General features: G+C 36.7%; 16 protein-coding genes. 6 read left to right on the top strand and 10 right to left on the bottom strand.

Annotated features, from left to right (window positions below):
- Positions 1 to 190: 190 nt before the first annotated feature.
- The 6 genes from DHW03_RS16775 to DHW03_RS16750 form a co-directional block, all read right to left on the bottom strand.
- Positions 191 to 1,384 (bottom strand): phosphoglycerate kinase, encoded by a 1,194-nt coding sequence (locus DHW03_RS16775; RefSeq protein ID WP_109926998.1) that lies wholly within the window; start codon positions 1,382 to 1,384, stop codon positions 191 to 193.
- A 2-nt stretch (positions 1,385 to 1,386) separates the two neighbouring features.
- Positions 1,387 to 1,827, bottom strand: a complete 441-nt coding sequence (locus DHW03_RS16770; protein WP_109926997.1) for a GNAT family N-acetyltransferase — start codon at positions 1,825 to 1,827, stop codon at positions 1,387 to 1,389.
- Positions 1,828 to 1,852: 25 nt separating this feature from the next.
- A complete protein-coding gene (gene gap, locus DHW03_RS16765; protein WP_109926996.1) occupies positions 1,853 to 2,845 on the bottom strand; it encodes a type I glyceraldehyde-3-phosphate dehydrogenase in 993 nt (330 codons plus the stop codon).
- A 124-nt stretch (positions 2,846 to 2,969) separates the two neighbouring features.
- Positions 2,970 to 4,109: an MraY family glycosyltransferase gene (locus tag DHW03_RS16760; protein WP_240618565.1), complete on the bottom strand. Its 1,140-nt coding sequence runs from the start codon at positions 4,107 to 4,109 to the stop codon at positions 2,970 to 2,972.
- 176 nt (positions 4,110 to 4,285) lie between these two features.
- The gene (locus tag DHW03_RS16755; RefSeq protein ID WP_109926995.1) at positions 4,286 to 5,029 is read right to left on the bottom strand and encodes a glycosyltransferase family 2 protein; all 744 of its coding nucleotides are present in this window, start codon (positions 5,027 to 5,029) and stop codon (positions 4,286 to 4,288) included.
- 145 nt (positions 5,030 to 5,174) lie between these two features.
- Positions 5,175 to 5,585, bottom strand: a complete 411-nt coding sequence (locus DHW03_RS16750; RefSeq protein WP_109926994.1) for a hypothetical protein — start codon at positions 5,583 to 5,585, stop codon at positions 5,175 to 5,177.
- Between the two features lie 250 nt (positions 5,586 to 5,835).
- Between DHW03_RS16750 and DHW03_RS16745 the strand changes: the two genes are divergently transcribed.
- From DHW03_RS16745 to DHW03_RS16735, 3 genes are read left to right on the top strand one after another with little or no spacing between them, the layout of a single operon-like run.
- Positions 5,836 to 6,237: a cupin domain-containing protein gene (locus tag DHW03_RS16745; RefSeq protein WP_109926993.1), complete on the top strand. Its 402-nt coding sequence runs from the start codon at positions 5,836 to 5,838 to the stop codon at positions 6,235 to 6,237.
- Between the two features lie 3 nt (positions 6,238 to 6,240).
- Complete coding sequence (locus DHW03_RS16740; RefSeq protein WP_109926992.1) at positions 6,241 to 6,993, top strand: class I SAM-dependent DNA methyltransferase; 753 nt, start codon at positions 6,241 to 6,243, stop codon at positions 6,991 to 6,993.
- 7 nt (positions 6,994 to 7,000) lie between these two features.
- Positions 7,001 to 8,122 carry a DegT/DnrJ/EryC1/StrS family aminotransferase gene (locus tag DHW03_RS16735; protein WP_109926991.1) on the top strand — a complete coding sequence of 374 codons (1,122 nt, stop codon included), beginning with the start codon at positions 7,001 to 7,003 and terminating at the stop codon, positions 8,120 to 8,122.
- Positions 8,123 to 8,153: 31 nt separating this feature from the next.
- Here the strand turns inward: DHW03_RS16735 and DHW03_RS16730 are convergent, their stop codons facing one another.
- The 4 genes from DHW03_RS16730 to DHW03_RS19355 all read right to left on the bottom strand — a co-directional run bounded on the left by DHW03_RS16730 (position 8,154) and on the right by DHW03_RS19355 (position 10,190).
- Positions 8,154 to 8,513 (bottom strand): hypothetical protein, encoded by a 360-nt coding sequence (locus DHW03_RS16730; protein ID WP_165825454.1) that lies wholly within the window; start codon positions 8,511 to 8,513, stop codon positions 8,154 to 8,156.
- Positions 8,514 to 8,781: 268 nt separating this feature from the next.
- Positions 8,782 to 9,135, bottom strand: a complete 354-nt coding sequence (locus tag DHW03_RS16725) for a hypothetical protein (protein WP_165825453.1) — start codon at positions 9,133 to 9,135, stop codon at positions 8,782 to 8,784.
- A 191-nt stretch (positions 9,136 to 9,326) separates the two neighbouring features.
- Positions 9,327 to 9,701, bottom strand: coding sequence for a hypothetical protein (locus tag DHW03_RS16720; RefSeq protein ID WP_109926988.1), 375 nt, complete (start codon positions 9,699 to 9,701; stop codon positions 9,327 to 9,329).
- Positions 9,702 to 9,806: 105 nt separating this feature from the next.
- Positions 9,807 to 10,190, bottom strand: a complete 384-nt coding sequence (locus DHW03_RS19355; RefSeq protein WP_165825452.1) for a hypothetical protein — start codon at positions 10,188 to 10,190, stop codon at positions 9,807 to 9,809.
- Positions 10,191 to 10,632: 442 nt separating this feature from the next.
- Here DHW03_RS19355 and DHW03_RS16715 point away from each other — a divergent pair, with 442 nt between their 5' ends.
- The 3 genes from DHW03_RS16715 to DHW03_RS16705 all read left to right on the top strand — a co-directional run bounded on the left by DHW03_RS16715 (position 10,633) and on the right by DHW03_RS16705 (position 14,453).
- Positions 10,633 to 11,427, top strand: coding sequence for a polysaccharide biosynthesis/export family protein (locus DHW03_RS16715; protein ID WP_109926987.1), 795 nt, complete (start codon positions 10,633 to 10,635; stop codon positions 11,425 to 11,427).
- Positions 11,427 to 13,829, top strand: a complete 2,403-nt coding sequence (locus DHW03_RS16710; RefSeq protein WP_109926986.1) for a GumC family protein — start codon at positions 11,427 to 11,429, stop codon at positions 13,827 to 13,829. The genes DHW03_RS16715 and DHW03_RS16710 overlap by 1 nt, the downstream gene beginning before the upstream one ends.
- A 120-nt stretch (positions 13,830 to 13,949) precedes the next feature.
- The gene (locus DHW03_RS16705) at positions 13,950 to 14,453 is read left to right on the top strand and encodes a UpxY family transcription antiterminator (protein ID WP_109926985.1); all 504 of its coding nucleotides are present in this window, start codon (positions 13,950 to 13,952) and stop codon (positions 14,451 to 14,453) included.
- The last annotated feature ends 107 nt before the right edge of the window (positions 14,454 to 14,560 follow it).

The raw sequence follows: 14,560 nt of genomic DNA, 5'->3' as shown, positions 1-14,560 counted from the left end.
TTTTAGGAAATCTCTTAAAGTCATCCTTCATGCTGAATCGACTAAAACACAGCTCCGTCATGCTGAATTTATTTCAGCATCTTAATGGATATATAAAAGTTTATGGGTTTCCGAAAATCTATCCAAAACAACTAAGACCCTGAAATAAATTCAGGGTGACGATCGTTTTATTCTTTCAGCCTTTCCACTTTTAGTCGTTAAGTGCTTTAACACCAGGCAATTCTTTACCCTCCATATACTCTAACAAAGCACCACCACCAGTTGATACGTAGCTTACTTCATCTTCGAAGCCAAATTTTGCAATTGCCGCAGCTGAATCGCCACCCCCAATTAAGGAGAAAGCCCCGTTTTCTTTGGTGGCTGCTACAACGGCTTCTGCCACTGCTTTTGTACCTACTTCGAAGTTTTCCATCTCAAAAACACCCATAGGCCCATTCCACAATAAGGTTTTTGAGTTCTTAATTACCTCTTGAAATAAAGCAACTGATTTTGGACCAATATCCAAGCCCATCCAATCTGCTGGAATATGACCGGAATCAACATCCTTTTTATCGGCATTGTTTGCAAATTTATCTGCAATAACGGTATCAACAGGTAAAATGAGTTGAACACCTTTGGCTTTAGCTTTTTCAAGCAATTCTAAAGAAAGTTCTTGCTTATCAGCTTCTAATAAAGAAGTTCCGATTTCGCCGCCTTGTGCTTTTGCAAAAGTATAAGCCATACCGCCACCAATAATTAAGTTATCTACCTTATCCAATAATTTTTCAATCAGAAGGATTTTATCAGATACTTTAGCACCACCCATAATGGCAGTGAATGGTCTTTCTGGGTGATTTAATATTTTTTCTGCGTTTGCAACTTCGCCAGCCATCAAATAACCAGAGAATTTGGCATCTGGGAAGAACTGTGCAATGATAGAAGTAGATGCATGTGCACGGTGAGCCGTACCGAAAGCATCGTTCACATAAACATCGCCTAGCTTGGATAATTTTTCTGCAAATGCAACATCGCCTTTTTCTTCTTCTTTATAAAAACGAAGGTTTTCTAGCAACAAAACTTCGCCAGGATATAAATTATTGGCTTGGTTTACAGCACTTTCTCCAATACAATCGTCGGCAAACTTCACTTCTAAATCCAACATCCTAGAAAGATCGCCAAGAATATGTTTTAAAGAATATTTATCAGTTGGTCCATCTTTTGGACGACCCAAGTGCGACATTAGAATTACTGAACCGCCATCGTTTAATATTTTCTCGATTGTAGGCAATGCAGCACGCATTCTTTTATCATCGGTAATTTTGAAATCATCATCGAGCGGCACATTAAAATCTACTCTGATTAATGCTTTTTTATCTTTAAAGTTAAACTGGTCAATCGTTTTCATGTTTAATTATTATATTTTAAGTTTAATTTCATTTCGTAATGGAAACCAATTCCGGGAATGTCAAATTCTGGAGCATCGGTTGTAAATCCTAATTTTTTATAAAACGAGGCAGCGGTAGAACGGGCATTACACCACAAATAATCTGTACGGTATTCTTTCAGGTATTCAATAGCAAAGTTAATCAGGGCTGCTCCATATCCTTTCCCTCCTTCATCGGGATGCGTGGCCATTCCTCTAAGCTGATAGCCTTCCCCTTCATCCGGAAAGAAATCATTCCGCATAAAAGTAGCTATCGATTTGATCTTATCGTGCTCAACATAGCCCAAGTGAAAAGTATCGTATGCCACATCTCCAGCAAAAACACATTGATCAAATGGCTTACCGTTTCGTAAAACCAAACTTCTTAAAGGAAGAACTTCTTCAGGAAGAATAAATTTAATCATGTTTATTAAATTTTAACCGAGTGACCTAGGCCTTTAATGCATCTATCTTTTTTACAACATCAATCAAACGGCTGCTGTAGCCATATTCATTATCGTACCAGCCTACTACTTTAACCAAATCGCCAACAATAGAGGTGAGCTGGGCATCAAATATACAAGAATGTGGGTTATCTATAATATCAATTGACACAATTGGATCTTCTGTATATTCTAAAATATTTTTTAGCGCATGTTCTGAGGCATATTTAAAAGCCAAATTAATCTGCTCTATGCTTGTTTTATTTTTCAACAAGCAGGTAAAATCGGTAAGCGAACCATTTAAAACCGGAACCCTAATGCCTGCTCCGCCTAATTTACCATCCAATTCTGGAAAAATATGGGTAATGGCTTTGGCTGCACCCGTTGTGGTTGGAATAATGGAGGAAGATGCGGCTCTGGCCCTGCGTAAATCTTTGTGGTTACTGTCGTGAAGATTTTGATCGCCCGTCATCGAGTGGATAGTGGTGATGTAACCTTCTTCCACACCCCAATTGTCGTTTAAAATTTTAATCATCGGGGCGATGTTGTTGGTGGTACAGCTGGCGTTAGACAGGATGGGGCTTCTCAAATCAATACGATCATCATTCACACCCAAAACAACCATCGGAATTTCATCAGCCGCGGGGGCCGAAATGAGCACTTGGCTGGCACCTGAAGTTAAATGTTTCTCTGCTGCTTCTACAGTTAAATTTTTCCCTGTACAATCTACAACCAAATCTACCCTCAATGCCGACCAGGGCAGCTCATCAGCCTCTTTAATTGAGAAAACAGGAATGGAATGTTGCCCAATAACCAAACAATCTGGCATCGCTGATACCGAATCGGGGAAAACCCCATGTACGGAATCGTATTTAAATAAATGAGCCATGGTTTTAGCATCAGCGAGGTCGTTTATGGCTACAACATCAAAACCCTGAGCCAAAGCCAAGCGTAAAAATGTTCTACCAATCCTACCAAAACCATTAATTGCGAGCCTCATTTTATATACTTTAGAGCGCAAAATTAGTGTTTATTTTCATATTTGATGGATGAGGAAATTGGTTAAATCCCATGTGAAAGTAAATAGATTTGCCTTGCGATGTTAGTCATTGAACTACTGCACATTAACTGGCAATTGCAGATGATTTGACAGATGTAACATCTGAATTTGATCTTGCTTGATTTTTATTCGATTCTATTTTAGACAATTGCAAGGTGATGATTAGATTAAAGGATGCGCATAGCCCGAATAGAATGATGATGAGCAAAAAATTACCCAATGTTTGAAAAGCAATCGTACTACCAATGGTGAGTACATTAAGACTGGCGGTTAAGGCCACTATTTTATTGGGTTTTAAACCCAATCTTTCTAAGCGATGATGCATGTGATTTCGATCGCCCTTAAAAGGTGATTTTCTATGGTAAAGCCTGATGCAGAAAACCCTAAGCGAATCGAATATTGGAACAATTAAGATGGAGACTGCAATTGCCGGAGCAGAAAAAAATGACGGATGGTTTGCCCCGGTAAATTTATTAAGTTCGATAAACTTGATGGCCAATGCAGCCGAAACCAAGCCAATGATGAGCGCCCCAGTATCGCCCATAAAAATTTTTGCTGGATACCAATTGTATTTTAAAAAGCCACCAATTGCGCCAGCAAGTGCAAAAGCGATAAAGGCATAAGGCAATTGATGCATAAGACAAAACAATACACCAAAAGTGAGTGTAGAAATGATACCGATAACACCTGCTAAACCATCAATACCATCAATTAAATTGAAAGAATTGTTTAAAAAAATAATCAGAATTAAAGAAAAAATACCGCCCCATAAAAAATTCATTTCGCCAATATTGAGTACGCCATATAAACTGGTTAACCGGAATCCACCAAAAAACACCAAAATTGCAGCCACCGCAATTTGAATGGCAAATTTGGTACTGGTGTTGGTGCCATAAACATCATCTTTTAACCCTAATGCTGTAAGCAAAATACAAGATGTTATTAAAAAATTAGCCTCTTTGTAATTGGTTAGGGTAGAAAAAAGCAGAATACTAATGGTGAAACTGCCTACAATGGCCAAGCCCCCTAAACGTGAAATGTTTCTATCGTGGTTTTTCCGATATAAATCGTTCTTATCGAAAAGACTGTATTTTAACGAGGTATAGATTACTGAAGGTATGCTGAACATAACCATCCCAAAGGCCATAAAAAAAATGGCTCCGTAAAATAGCTCTGGGTTTGTATTTAAAATATCCTTAAGCAATATAGAATGTTTGATAGTCAAAGATAAAACAATAAGGCATAAAACATTAATTGTTGGCTATAATACAGGTTGACATAAATCAAAGAAAATTAGCAGTACTTTATGTTGTTCACTAGTATTATCCATTTTTAAATTCATTGAATTGAAAAATTCTCCGCCTGATGACTGTTAAATGATTAGATAAACTGCAAGAGTTTGCCAAATTTTTTTCTTAAAATAGTGATCATTGGGTTGGGTATCTCGTTTCTTTTCAATACTTTATAATCATTTTTGAAAGCTAAATATCTACTATTGAAGGATTTATTGCTTAGCCCGCCAGTGCGCATGTTCACCATCAATTTTGGAAGATATTGGGCAACAATTTTATGTTTGTAAAAATACCTCACAATCAAGTCGTAATCGGCTGTGGTTCCTAAATCTAAGGCATAAGGGCCCAATTTTTCAAATAAAGTTCTTTTCAAATATAAGGTTGGGTGTGCGGGCATCCATCCTTTTCCAATGTCTATCCAAGAGGTTTGACGGGATTTCCATGTACGGAGGATGTTCAAAGTATGTGGGTGAACATAATTCAAATCGCCATAAACTGCATCGATGTGTGGGTTTTGAATAAAAGCCTCCGCAACCTGTTTTAACACAGCATCTGAAGCAAACATATCATCCGCATTTAAAATCCCCACAATATCTCCACTAGCCATCTTAATTCCTTTATTAATAGCATCGTACAGCCCTCTATCTTGTTCTGAAACGAATTTATGAATGTGCGGCCGATACGCTTCTATTATATCTAAGGTGCTGTCAACCGAGCTTCCATCGATAACAATGTATTCCACATCTGTATAAGATTGAGCAATAACAGATTCGATGCAGTTCTTTAAGAATGCTTCTCCATTATACACAACGGTAACTAATGATATCTTCATTTAAACGGTGGCACGGCTATTTAAGTTTAAAGCTAAATCTAACCTTATTATTAATGAGTTTGCAATGGTGAGATCGTTAAATTCAAATTTATCCTTGGCCAAAAAAATAATAATCCAAAAATATAATATAAAATTGAGTTTTAAATTACACAATTCTTTTCCTAACCATAAAAACACCCATAACAGCAGAAGATAAGGCGAATGCCCAGGTATAGTTGTCAATCGGGCAATCTATAATTGTAAAGCTTGATGCCTCGTAACCCGTGTAGATTGTCCCTAAACAAGCACAAGTACCCCCAACACAAACACCTAAAAAACTACAAACTCCGCAAGCTTTTCCAGTAATACCAACGGGTGTCCAACCACATTCGCTATACATTGAAGGCGTAGCATTGTACATGGCATATCCACCAGCTAACACATTAACATTTGGCGAGGTATAAACCCGATTATACGCAGGCCCCGCTTGGGTGATTAGGCACTCTTGACTATTGGCCTTATCCATAAAAACAAAATTAAACAAACTGAAAATCAATAAGATTACAAAAATTTTCATAAACCATTTTTAAACAAAAAAACAGCTTATGAGGCTTACAACCTACGTTCGTTTTGTTCAAGTTAACGAGGGTAAAAAATCGCTTAAAAGGCTGAAAATGAACATTAAGGATAATGTACTTTTGAGATGGCTTACATGTATTGGGATGGCGATTACATTTTAAGATTTGACCTTAAAACAGATAAAAACCAATCAGACGATTCTTTAAAAGAAATATCTATTTTTACAAACAGATCAGCAAACGATTTATATGGTTGAAAAAATAGAACATCAGGGTATTTTACTCGCAATTATCATTAGGGCCAACTATGAAAAAGATGGCATCAGCTTTTTTACACCCAATGATTTTTCGCAGCAACTGGGTTATATGAATCGAAAAAAGGGTTACCTAATCGAACCCCATATTCATAAATTGATAGAAAGAAAAGTGGTGTTAACTCAAGAAGTACTATATATCAAAAGTGGCAAGGTTCTGGTCAACTTTTACGATGAGGCCCAACGCTATCTTGAAAATCGCATCGTAAGCACTGGCGATGTCATTCTGTTGGCCAATGGCGGGCATGGTTTCGAAATGCTTGAAGATTCGGAAATGATCGAAATTAAACAAGGGCCTTATGTTGGCGAAGAAGATAAAGTAAGATTCAAATCCTAAGCCATGCCAGATGTTTTTAATATATACAGTTCTTATTACGACTTACTGTACAAAGACAAAGATTACGAACAAGAAGTAGATTATATTTTAGATTTGATCAACCGATATCAAGATCACACAACAAATATTATTGAGTTTGGATCGGGCACGGGAAAACATGCTAGTATATTGGCATCCAAAGGATTTGACGTAGTAGGCATAGAGCCAAGCGAGGAGATGATTAAAATTGCAAACGCCAAAAGTAAATCCAATCTTTCCTTTGTTCAATCTTCTATTGAAAGTTACAACGGTTTAAAACATTTTGATGTCGCCATTTCTCTTTTCCATGTAATGAGTTATTTAACCACAAACGAAGACTTAAAAAAAGCATTCGCAAACGTAAATAACAGTCTAAAAACAGGTGGCATTTTTATATTCGACATTTGGTACAGCCCTGCGGTTTTAACCCAACTACCAGAAAAAAGAACAAAATCAATTGAAAACGAAGTAATTAAAGTGCTTAGGCATGCCACACCCGAAATTCATTGGAACAGCAACGTAATTGATGTGAACTACCACATTGAAGTATTGGATAAAATGACGAACACGAGCACTTACTTTGATGAAATCCATAAAATGCGTCATTTCAGTATTCCAGAAATTAAACTACTGGCTGATGTTTCTGGATTTAAAGTAGTGGCCAATCACGAATTTTTAACGGCCAAACAACCTGGCGCAGATACTTGGGGCGTGTGCTTCGTTCTTCAAAAAATATAATGTACTTATGAAATTTATACCTGTTAATACACCTTTGTTAAATGGCAACGAACTTAAATATTTAACTGAATGCATTACAACAGGTTGGATTAGTAGTGAAGGCCCTTTCATAAAAGAATTTGAGACGAAGTTTTCGGCCTATATTGGCCAAAAATATGGCGTTGCAGTTAGCAATGGCTCTGCCGCGCTGGATATTGCTGTAAAAGCATTGGGCATAGGTACAGGTGATGAAGTAATTATGCCCACCTTTACCATCATTTCGCCAGCACAATCTGTAGTTACAGCTGGCGCAATCCCTGTTTTAGTAGATTGCAGTTTAACAGATTGGAACATGAATGTGACAGAGATTGAAGGTAAAATCACCGCCAAAACAAAAGCCATTATTGTGGTGCATGTGTATGGCTTACCGGTTGATATAGAGCCTATTCTTTCACTTGCAAAAAAATATAATTTAAAAATAATTGAAGATGCGGCTGAAGTGCATGGGCAAACCTACAATGGCCAAAAATGTGGGTGTTTTGGTGATGTTTCCATCTTCAGTTTTTATCCAAACAAACATATTACCACAGGTGAAGGCGGCATAATTTTAACCAACAATCAAGCCATTGCCGAGCGCTGCCAAAAATTGAGAAATTTATGTTTTGAACCTGAAGGGCCAAGATTTGTACATTATGAATTGGGCTGGAATTACAGAATGACCAATTTGCAAGCTGCGCTCGGCCTTGCCCAGCTCGAACAAATAGATTCATTCCTAAGCAAAAAAAGACAGTTAGGCGAGTTTTACCAAAAGGAATTAAGTTTTTTAAAGGATGAAGGCTTTTTACTTCCCGAAAAATCAAGTGCCCAGGCAGAAAATATCTATTGGGTATTTGGCTTGGTGGCCCCATCAGAAAAAGAAAAAGAGGGCTTAATAGATTGTCTTAATCAAAATAAAATTGCCACCCGACCCTTCTTTTGGTGTATGCACGAACAACCTATTTTTAAACAAATGGGTTTCTTCGAAAAAGAATCTTTCCCAAATGCAGAAAAATTGGCGAGAAGGGGATTCTACTTACCTTCTGGCTTAGGATTGGAAAATGACGACTTGGAAAGAGTTGTATCTGTAATTAAACAGTATAAGGGAAAATAAATAAACTTAAAACCAAGTTCAGCTCTTATAACTAGCGCTGAAGTACGGCGTTCATTTCAACTTTGCTTCTAAACAGATAGAAAACCAAACCTGAAAACAAAGCCAACATCAACCAAACATAATCATCTAACGGACACATGGTTATTGTGTAGGTTTCTAATGTTCCGTTGTTACCAGGATAACTTGGGGCAACCCCACCCGGATAAGAATTATATTGAGTACTCGACATTACGAAGCATAGTGGCCCAGATCGTGTTATGCTATTATTGCTTGAACTTACCGTATTACAAATTTCGTAGGATTGATAATTGATATCTGACTTGTTTCCATTTAAATCGTAAACTCTTGGAGATCCAGAGAAGGAATTATCACTTGGGGACGAGGTGACCATACCTAAATAAGATGTGTAAAACGTATTACTAATTAAGCACCCAGTGGTTTGAGCATTCGAATGGAAAGTTATAAAAAACAAAGCCACGAATAGACTCAGCCTAAAATTATTCATAAAGAAACAGACAACAATGGTAAATTTAATCCTACTTTTTTTTAGCAAATATTCAAAATTAAAATGTTTTATTCTAATTTTAGAAATATTTTGGCTTTCTTCAGACAATACGAAAGAAAAGCTCCGTTGGATTTTCGTTTTTAAAAAAAGTTAATTAGCTACAGATATCCCTATATGATTGTTTTCGAATAAACCAGTAGCCAAGAAGGGAAAGTGAAACAAACAGGTATCCTACATAATCATCTAGTGGACAATTAGAAAGCGCAGAATATGTTGTTAAAGAGCCAGATAAAGTACCGAAAAATGGAACACTTACGATTGTGCATGTTCCATTGGCCCCAACAGAGGTAATACAAACGGTTGTAGGAATGGCGGCACTGGCAATTACAGTTCCAGTATAATCATAATTTGTACCAGTAGTATTGGTTGTATATAACTTGCCCGAAATACTCCCAATGCAACCGGTTTGTGCAAAGGCGCTTTTAGTCATGAGAGCAAGCAACCCCATAATTAAAAAACTCTTGAAATTCCCCATCGATTAAAAAGTTGCTTATTTAATCATGGAAATAATCGAAACAATAAGGAGGATTTAGAGTAAATATAATTGATTTTTAGCTCACTTACTTAAAGCAAAGGCAATAATTTTTACATGAATAAAGAGATGTTAATGATAAAACATTCGTGTTTAAAAGATACAATTTAGGAGAAAATCAGTTTCTTTCTTAAGATCGAAAATCCCGCAGCGCCTAAAATCACAGGTAAAACCCAAACGTAATCATCTAGTGTGCAATTATAAACTGCGTAGTTGCGAATTACGCCACTACTCGACTGTAAATAACAAAAATTACATGTGGTTGTACTCGACCCCGATATGGCCACAACCTCTCCCTGAGGATCATCATTTGGGCAATAGTTTCTGTAAAAAGAACAATTGTTAACGTTTCCAGTATTGAGATACAAAGTATTTTGGGCGGCAACATAACAGCCTGTACCTGATTGAGAAAAGGAATGGAGCGGGATAGAACACAAAAATAGAAGCGAAATACGGAGAATATTTCTTATCAGCACATTCATACAACAGGGATTGAAATGATTTTGATGCAAATTTACCCAAATCAGCTCAGAATACCAACTAATATGATTAATACTACAAAAGCATGCCTATTTTAAACTTACGCGTTAACATTCACTAGGGAGTCGTTTTTTTGCACGTCTTCCGATGAAACAGAAAACCAAAAGAGAAAACCCTGAAAAGACATATTCATCACCATCTAACGAACATCCAGCAGGCAAACTATACGTAGTTAAGGATCCCGATACGGAGCCAAAAAATGGAACACTTACTACCGTGCAAGTTCCATTTGCGCCGATGGATGTGATACAGTACGTTGAATAAATATTGGCGCTAGCAATCACGGTACCACCATAATTGTAATTTGTACCCGTGGTATTGGTGAGATATAAATCGCCAGTTATACTCCCGATGCAACCAGTTTGTGCGGAAGCGTTTCGATTCAGAAGAAAAACTAAACCAAACACCAAAAAAGATTTGAAATTCCTCATCTATTGGAAATTGACCTTTTATTACTTAATAAATTGAAAGGTTGAGGAGGATGTGATATCAAATATAGCCTATTTCAAATTCTATGGATTTAAATGAGGAATAATAGTGTTGACTTTTATCAACAATAATAATTGGCTGATAGAAGTTTTCATACGCTTTGCATTTATTGAGTTGAACTGCGCTCTAAAATCCCATCCCATCGATTTAAGAACAACTGCTCAACCGCAGAAAGTATATTGATAATTTGGAGAAGGGGAAAAGAGGTTAAGGCCATTGCATGTTAAGCGTACACGCAATCAAAAGCTAATAAGTATTGACTTTTATCAACGTATTCGTGATATTTTAAGACAAAGTTGTATGACAACTGCCTTTATTTTTCTTTTTTAGATAATTTAAAAGCTATTTTTGTACTTTACAAAATCAAACTAAACTGTCATCTTTATGACCAAACAACTACACATAATTTATGTCTTTATAGCTATTCTGTGTATCCTTTCATCCTGCGCAGTCCGCAAGCAATCTACTCTATTTTATTCCCCAACAGATCAATTTACAGATACGATTAAACAAGTTTATGTTGTAAACGACCAAGGCATTAGTGATGCATACTATAAAATCAAGGTGAACGATCAATTGGCGGTTCGTAACGTTCAGAATTTCGAATTCGGGGCATCGATTTCTCCTGGAGCAACAGCATCAAGTGGCACAAGCGGCAATGTTTCTTCATATGCTGTAGATTTAGATGGGACGGTAAATTTACCTGCCATTGGAAAGCTTGAGGTTGCGGGCTTAACGCGAAGAGAGGCGGCTTTAAAAATTCAGGATGTGTATAAACAAAAACTCCTAAAAGATCCAATTATCGAACTTAGCGTTGTAAACCTCAAGGTTACACTACTGGGCGAGTTTGCAAAACAGGGAAATTTTTTATTGGAAAGAGACAACACAACATTAATTGATATTATTGGCGAAGCGGGAGGAATTAACAAAACTGCCGATCCGAAATCATTAAAAATTATCAGGGGGGATAGAAGTAACCCTGAAATTATCTATGTAAATCTAAATGACATTAATAGCCTGGCCAGCAAAAAGCTCATTATGCAAAACAATGATATTGTTGTTTTACAGCAAACCAAATCGCAAGCGATGAGCGAAAAACTGCAACGCGCCAACAATGTTATACAACCGCTCCTCGTTGTAATTAATTTGGCCGTTTTAATATTTACCCTAACCCGTTAATGAATCAGAATAGTCCAAACGAACAAAATAAGCTCGCCAACCAAACCATTAATTATTGGAAAATTCTACGGATTTTTTTAAGCAGATGGTATTGGGTTGCCGGCTGCGTGCTCATTAGTTTTATAATAGCCTGGCTATATTTACGTACCATCACCCCAATTTACATTACCTCTGCCTCGCTAAAGTTGGATAACAGCGATCAGCAAATGAATGTGTTGCCCAGTGCTCCAGCGGCTTACAGAGGTTTTGGAACCAATCAAATTCAAACAGAGGGCATTATCATGCGTTCGGAAGACGTGATTTTAAATGCTTTGAAGAACCTAAATTATAGGGTTAGCTATTATTTGGAAGGCCGTGTAAGAACCTCAGAACTGTATCCAAAAAAGCCTTTCGAAGTCGAAATCATCAGCCAAGATTCGGTAAATTTTAGTCGAGCCACTTATAATGTAAAGCCACTTGATGCCAACACATTTGAAATTTCTACAAGTGACAATCAATTTAAAACACAAGAAAAATATAAGTACAACCAACCCATTAACATGGGCAATATGGTATTTGCCATTAAATCTGCCATACCATCAATAGGCAAATACAGCTTTAAATTTAACGGTATCAGAGATTTGTATGGCAGAGCATCGGCTGGCTTAAACGTTTATGAGCAAGAAAAAAACACCAATATTATGGGGGTTACACATACCGATAGTAATCCTACATTTTCTGCCGATGTGTTGAATGAGATTATTAAACAATATGTTAAAAACGATGCTGAACTTAAAAAAAGATCTGCAAAGCAAACTATTGATTATCTAAACAGTCAGATTGATTTTTTAGATGGACAAGTGAATAAGGTAGGCAGTAAATTATCCAGCTTTCAAACCAATAATAAAGTGATTGATCCGGTAACGGATAAGCAGATTAATAGCTCAAAACTTTCTCAGTTACAAGAGCAAGTCGCTCAACTTCAATTGCAAGAATTGGGCATTCAACAGCTCGAAGAGCAGATTAAAAACAACAAGGAAAAGATTCAGTTTAATCTTAATCTTGAAGGAACCAATAGCACACTGGTGTCAACTTTAATTTCTCAACTCAACGCTTTAATCATTTTAAGAGAAAATAAATTACAAAACTTTAATTCAGAAGCACAACCGGTAAAGGACATTGAACGTCAGATTAACGAAATTAAGCAAGCCATTACCACCAATATTCGTTTGCTTCACGAAAGAAATCGGAAAACGATTAATTACATAAATGGGCAAATTAATAGTGCCAACCAAGCCTTAAGCACCATCCCATCCAAGCAAAACGATTTTGCAAAATTGCAAAACAACTTCGACATTAATCAGCGGATGTTTTCGATGCTTTTTGAGCGTAAACTCTCTGCACAGATCAGTTCTGCAGCTGTAATTTCTGGCGCTACAATTATTGGGCAGGCACAACCGTCATTTTATCCCATTTCTCCTATCCCCCGTAAAATTTACTCATCTTACATGTTTATGGGCTTATTTGCAGGCTTAGGATTAATCTTAGCAGCACGATTGTTAAACCCTTATTTATATGATATTGAGACGATTGAAGGGATAACTGCTACGCCCATTATCGGTGTGATTTTAAAATATCCTAAAAAAATAGATTTCGAGCATCAAAGCGTACTATCTATCGAAAAGCCAAAATCCATATTTGCAGAATCCGTACGATCAGTAAGAACGAATTTAAGCTTTATGGCGAGCGATAAAGCAACGAAAGTAATTTGTGTTACTTCAGAAATTTCTGGAGAAGGCAAATCCTTTGTCAGTTTAAATCTTGCAGGCACACTATCCATAATTGATAAGAAAGTTATTTTAATTGCTGCAGATTTAAGGAAATCAAAACTCCATAAAGCCTTTGGTTTTGATAATAAAACCGGGCTAAGCACCTATCTGGCCAAACAAAATACATTGGAGGAAGTTATCCATAGTGACGAAAAACACAACATCGATTACATCACCTCTGGCCCTGTACCTCCAAATCCGTCTGAACTTTTGCACAGCAATCAAATTCAGGAGCTTATCGCCAAATTGAGACTTAAATATGAGTATATCATAATTGATACTGCCCCTGTTGGATTGGTTTCTGATTCAATTCCTTTGATTAGGCAAGCCGATGTGAATTTATTTATCATACGTTCTGGAGTTTCTAAAAATAGAGCTGCCAGTATTCCCGATCGCTTATCAAAAGAGTACAGTTTAAATAACATTGCCATTATTCTGAATTCTTTTGGCAACGAAAAGCTTCACTCTAATATCTATACCACCAATTATGCTTATGGTAATACGGGCACTTATTATTACTCTAATTATACAGGCTACGGCAGAAGCGGTTACTACGACCATGATAAACGTTGGTGGGAGTTTTGGAAAAAGTAATCACCTACCCTAAAAAAATCGGGCAGATAAAAAGGAGTACAAAGATTCAGTTGATGAACCAAGAAACGAAGCAATTGCACAATAGATAAGCTAAACTGAAATCGATATTTTTTCTTAAAAATGATTGACAATAATTATAGGTGGTATCCAGTTTATACGCGTTCGAGGGCAGAAAAAAAAGCTTACGATGAACTGCTCCGCAAGGATATTATTGCCTATCTACCTCTTAAAAAGACACTTAAACAGTGGAGCGATCGTAAAAAAATTGTTAAAGAACCGCTCATAAAATCTTATCTGTTTGTGTATATTTCGGCCAAGGAGCATGCAGAAGTTTTAATGACTAATGGCATTGCTCGGTTTATCTATTTCTCCGGAAATATAGCAAGCTTACCAGACAAACAAATACAAGATTTAAAATTATTATTGGCTACTGAAGATGATTTGGAGGTATTCGATTTTGCAATCAAAACTGGCGAAAAGGTCATCATAAAAGCTGGCCCATTTAAAGGCATGCTGGCAGAATTGGTTTCCATTCACAACAAGCAACGTATTATTTTACGTTTGCAAAATATGGGTTACGCCATTGAAATTAACACTTCAATGGGCTTTATTGAGAAATTTTAATGCGAATGGATTGGTAGCTTATGGATTGAAACTTTGCAATAAGCTTCTTTATTTTGCCCCTAAAACCACAAACATTTAGGAGCTAAATTAAAGATTGTTTTTAAGGC

The sequence above is a fragment of the Pedobacter yonginensis genome, from assembly GCF_003173595.1.
In the GTDB taxonomy this organism is placed as follows: Bacteria; Bacteroidota; Bacteroidia; order Sphingobacteriales; family Sphingobacteriaceae; genus Pedobacter; species Pedobacter yonginense.
The sequence above is the reverse complement of the archived record's forward strand: the minus strand, read 5'-3'. Positions and strand labels throughout refer to the sequence as shown.

Bases quoted from the DNA above. Each gene is read 5' to 3' on its own strand.
- DHW03_RS16775 (WP_109926998.1), bottom strand. From the start codon at position 1,384: ATGAAAACGATTGACCAGTTTAACTTTAAAGATAAAAAAGCATTAATC.
- DHW03_RS16770 (WP_109926997.1), bottom strand. From the start codon at position 1,827: ATGATTAAATTTATTCTTCCTGAAGAAGTTCTTCCTTTAAGAAGTTTG.
- gap (WP_109926996.1), bottom strand. From the start codon at position 2,845: ATGAGGCTCGCAATTAATGGTTTTGGTAGGATTGGTAGAACATTTTTA.
- DHW03_RS16755 (WP_109926995.1), bottom strand. From the start codon at position 5,029: ATGAAGATATCATTAGTTACCGTTGTGTATAATGGAGAAGCATTCTTA.
- DHW03_RS16750 (WP_109926994.1), bottom strand. From the start codon at position 5,585: ATGAAAATTTTTGTAATCTTATTGATTTTCAGTTTGTTTAATTTTGTT.
- DHW03_RS16745 (WP_109926993.1), top strand. From the start codon at position 5,836: ATGGTTGAAAAAATAGAACATCAGGGTATTTTACTCGCAATTATCATT.
- DHW03_RS16740 (WP_109926992.1), top strand. From the start codon at position 6,241: ATGCCAGATGTTTTTAATATATACAGTTCTTATTACGACTTACTGTAC.
- DHW03_RS16735 (WP_109926991.1), top strand. From the start codon at position 7,001: ATGAAATTTATACCTGTTAATACACCTTTGTTAAATGGCAACGAACTT.
- DHW03_RS16730 (WP_165825454.1), bottom strand. From the start codon at position 8,513: ATGGTCACCTCGTCCCCAAGTGATAATTCCTTCTCTGGATCTCCAAGA.
- DHW03_RS16725 (WP_165825453.1), bottom strand. From the start codon at position 9,135: ATGGGGTTGCTTGCTCTCATGACTAAAAGCGCCTTTGCACAAACCGGT.
- DHW03_RS16720 (WP_109926988.1), bottom strand. From the start codon at position 9,701: ATGAATGTGCTGATAAGAAATATTCTCCGTATTTCGCTTCTATTTTTG.
- DHW03_RS19355 (WP_165825452.1), bottom strand. From the start codon at position 10,190: ATGAGGAATTTCAAATCTTTTTTGGTGTTTGGTTTAGTTTTTCTTCTG.
- DHW03_RS16715 (WP_109926987.1), top strand. From the start codon at position 10,633: ATGACCAAACAACTACACATAATTTATGTCTTTATAGCTATTCTGTGT.
- DHW03_RS16710 (WP_109926986.1), top strand. From the start codon at position 11,427: ATGAATCAGAATAGTCCAAACGAACAAAATAAGCTCGCCAACCAAACC.
- DHW03_RS16705 (WP_109926985.1), top strand. From the start codon at position 13,950: ATGATTGACAATAATTATAGGTGGTATCCAGTTTATACGCGTTCGAGG.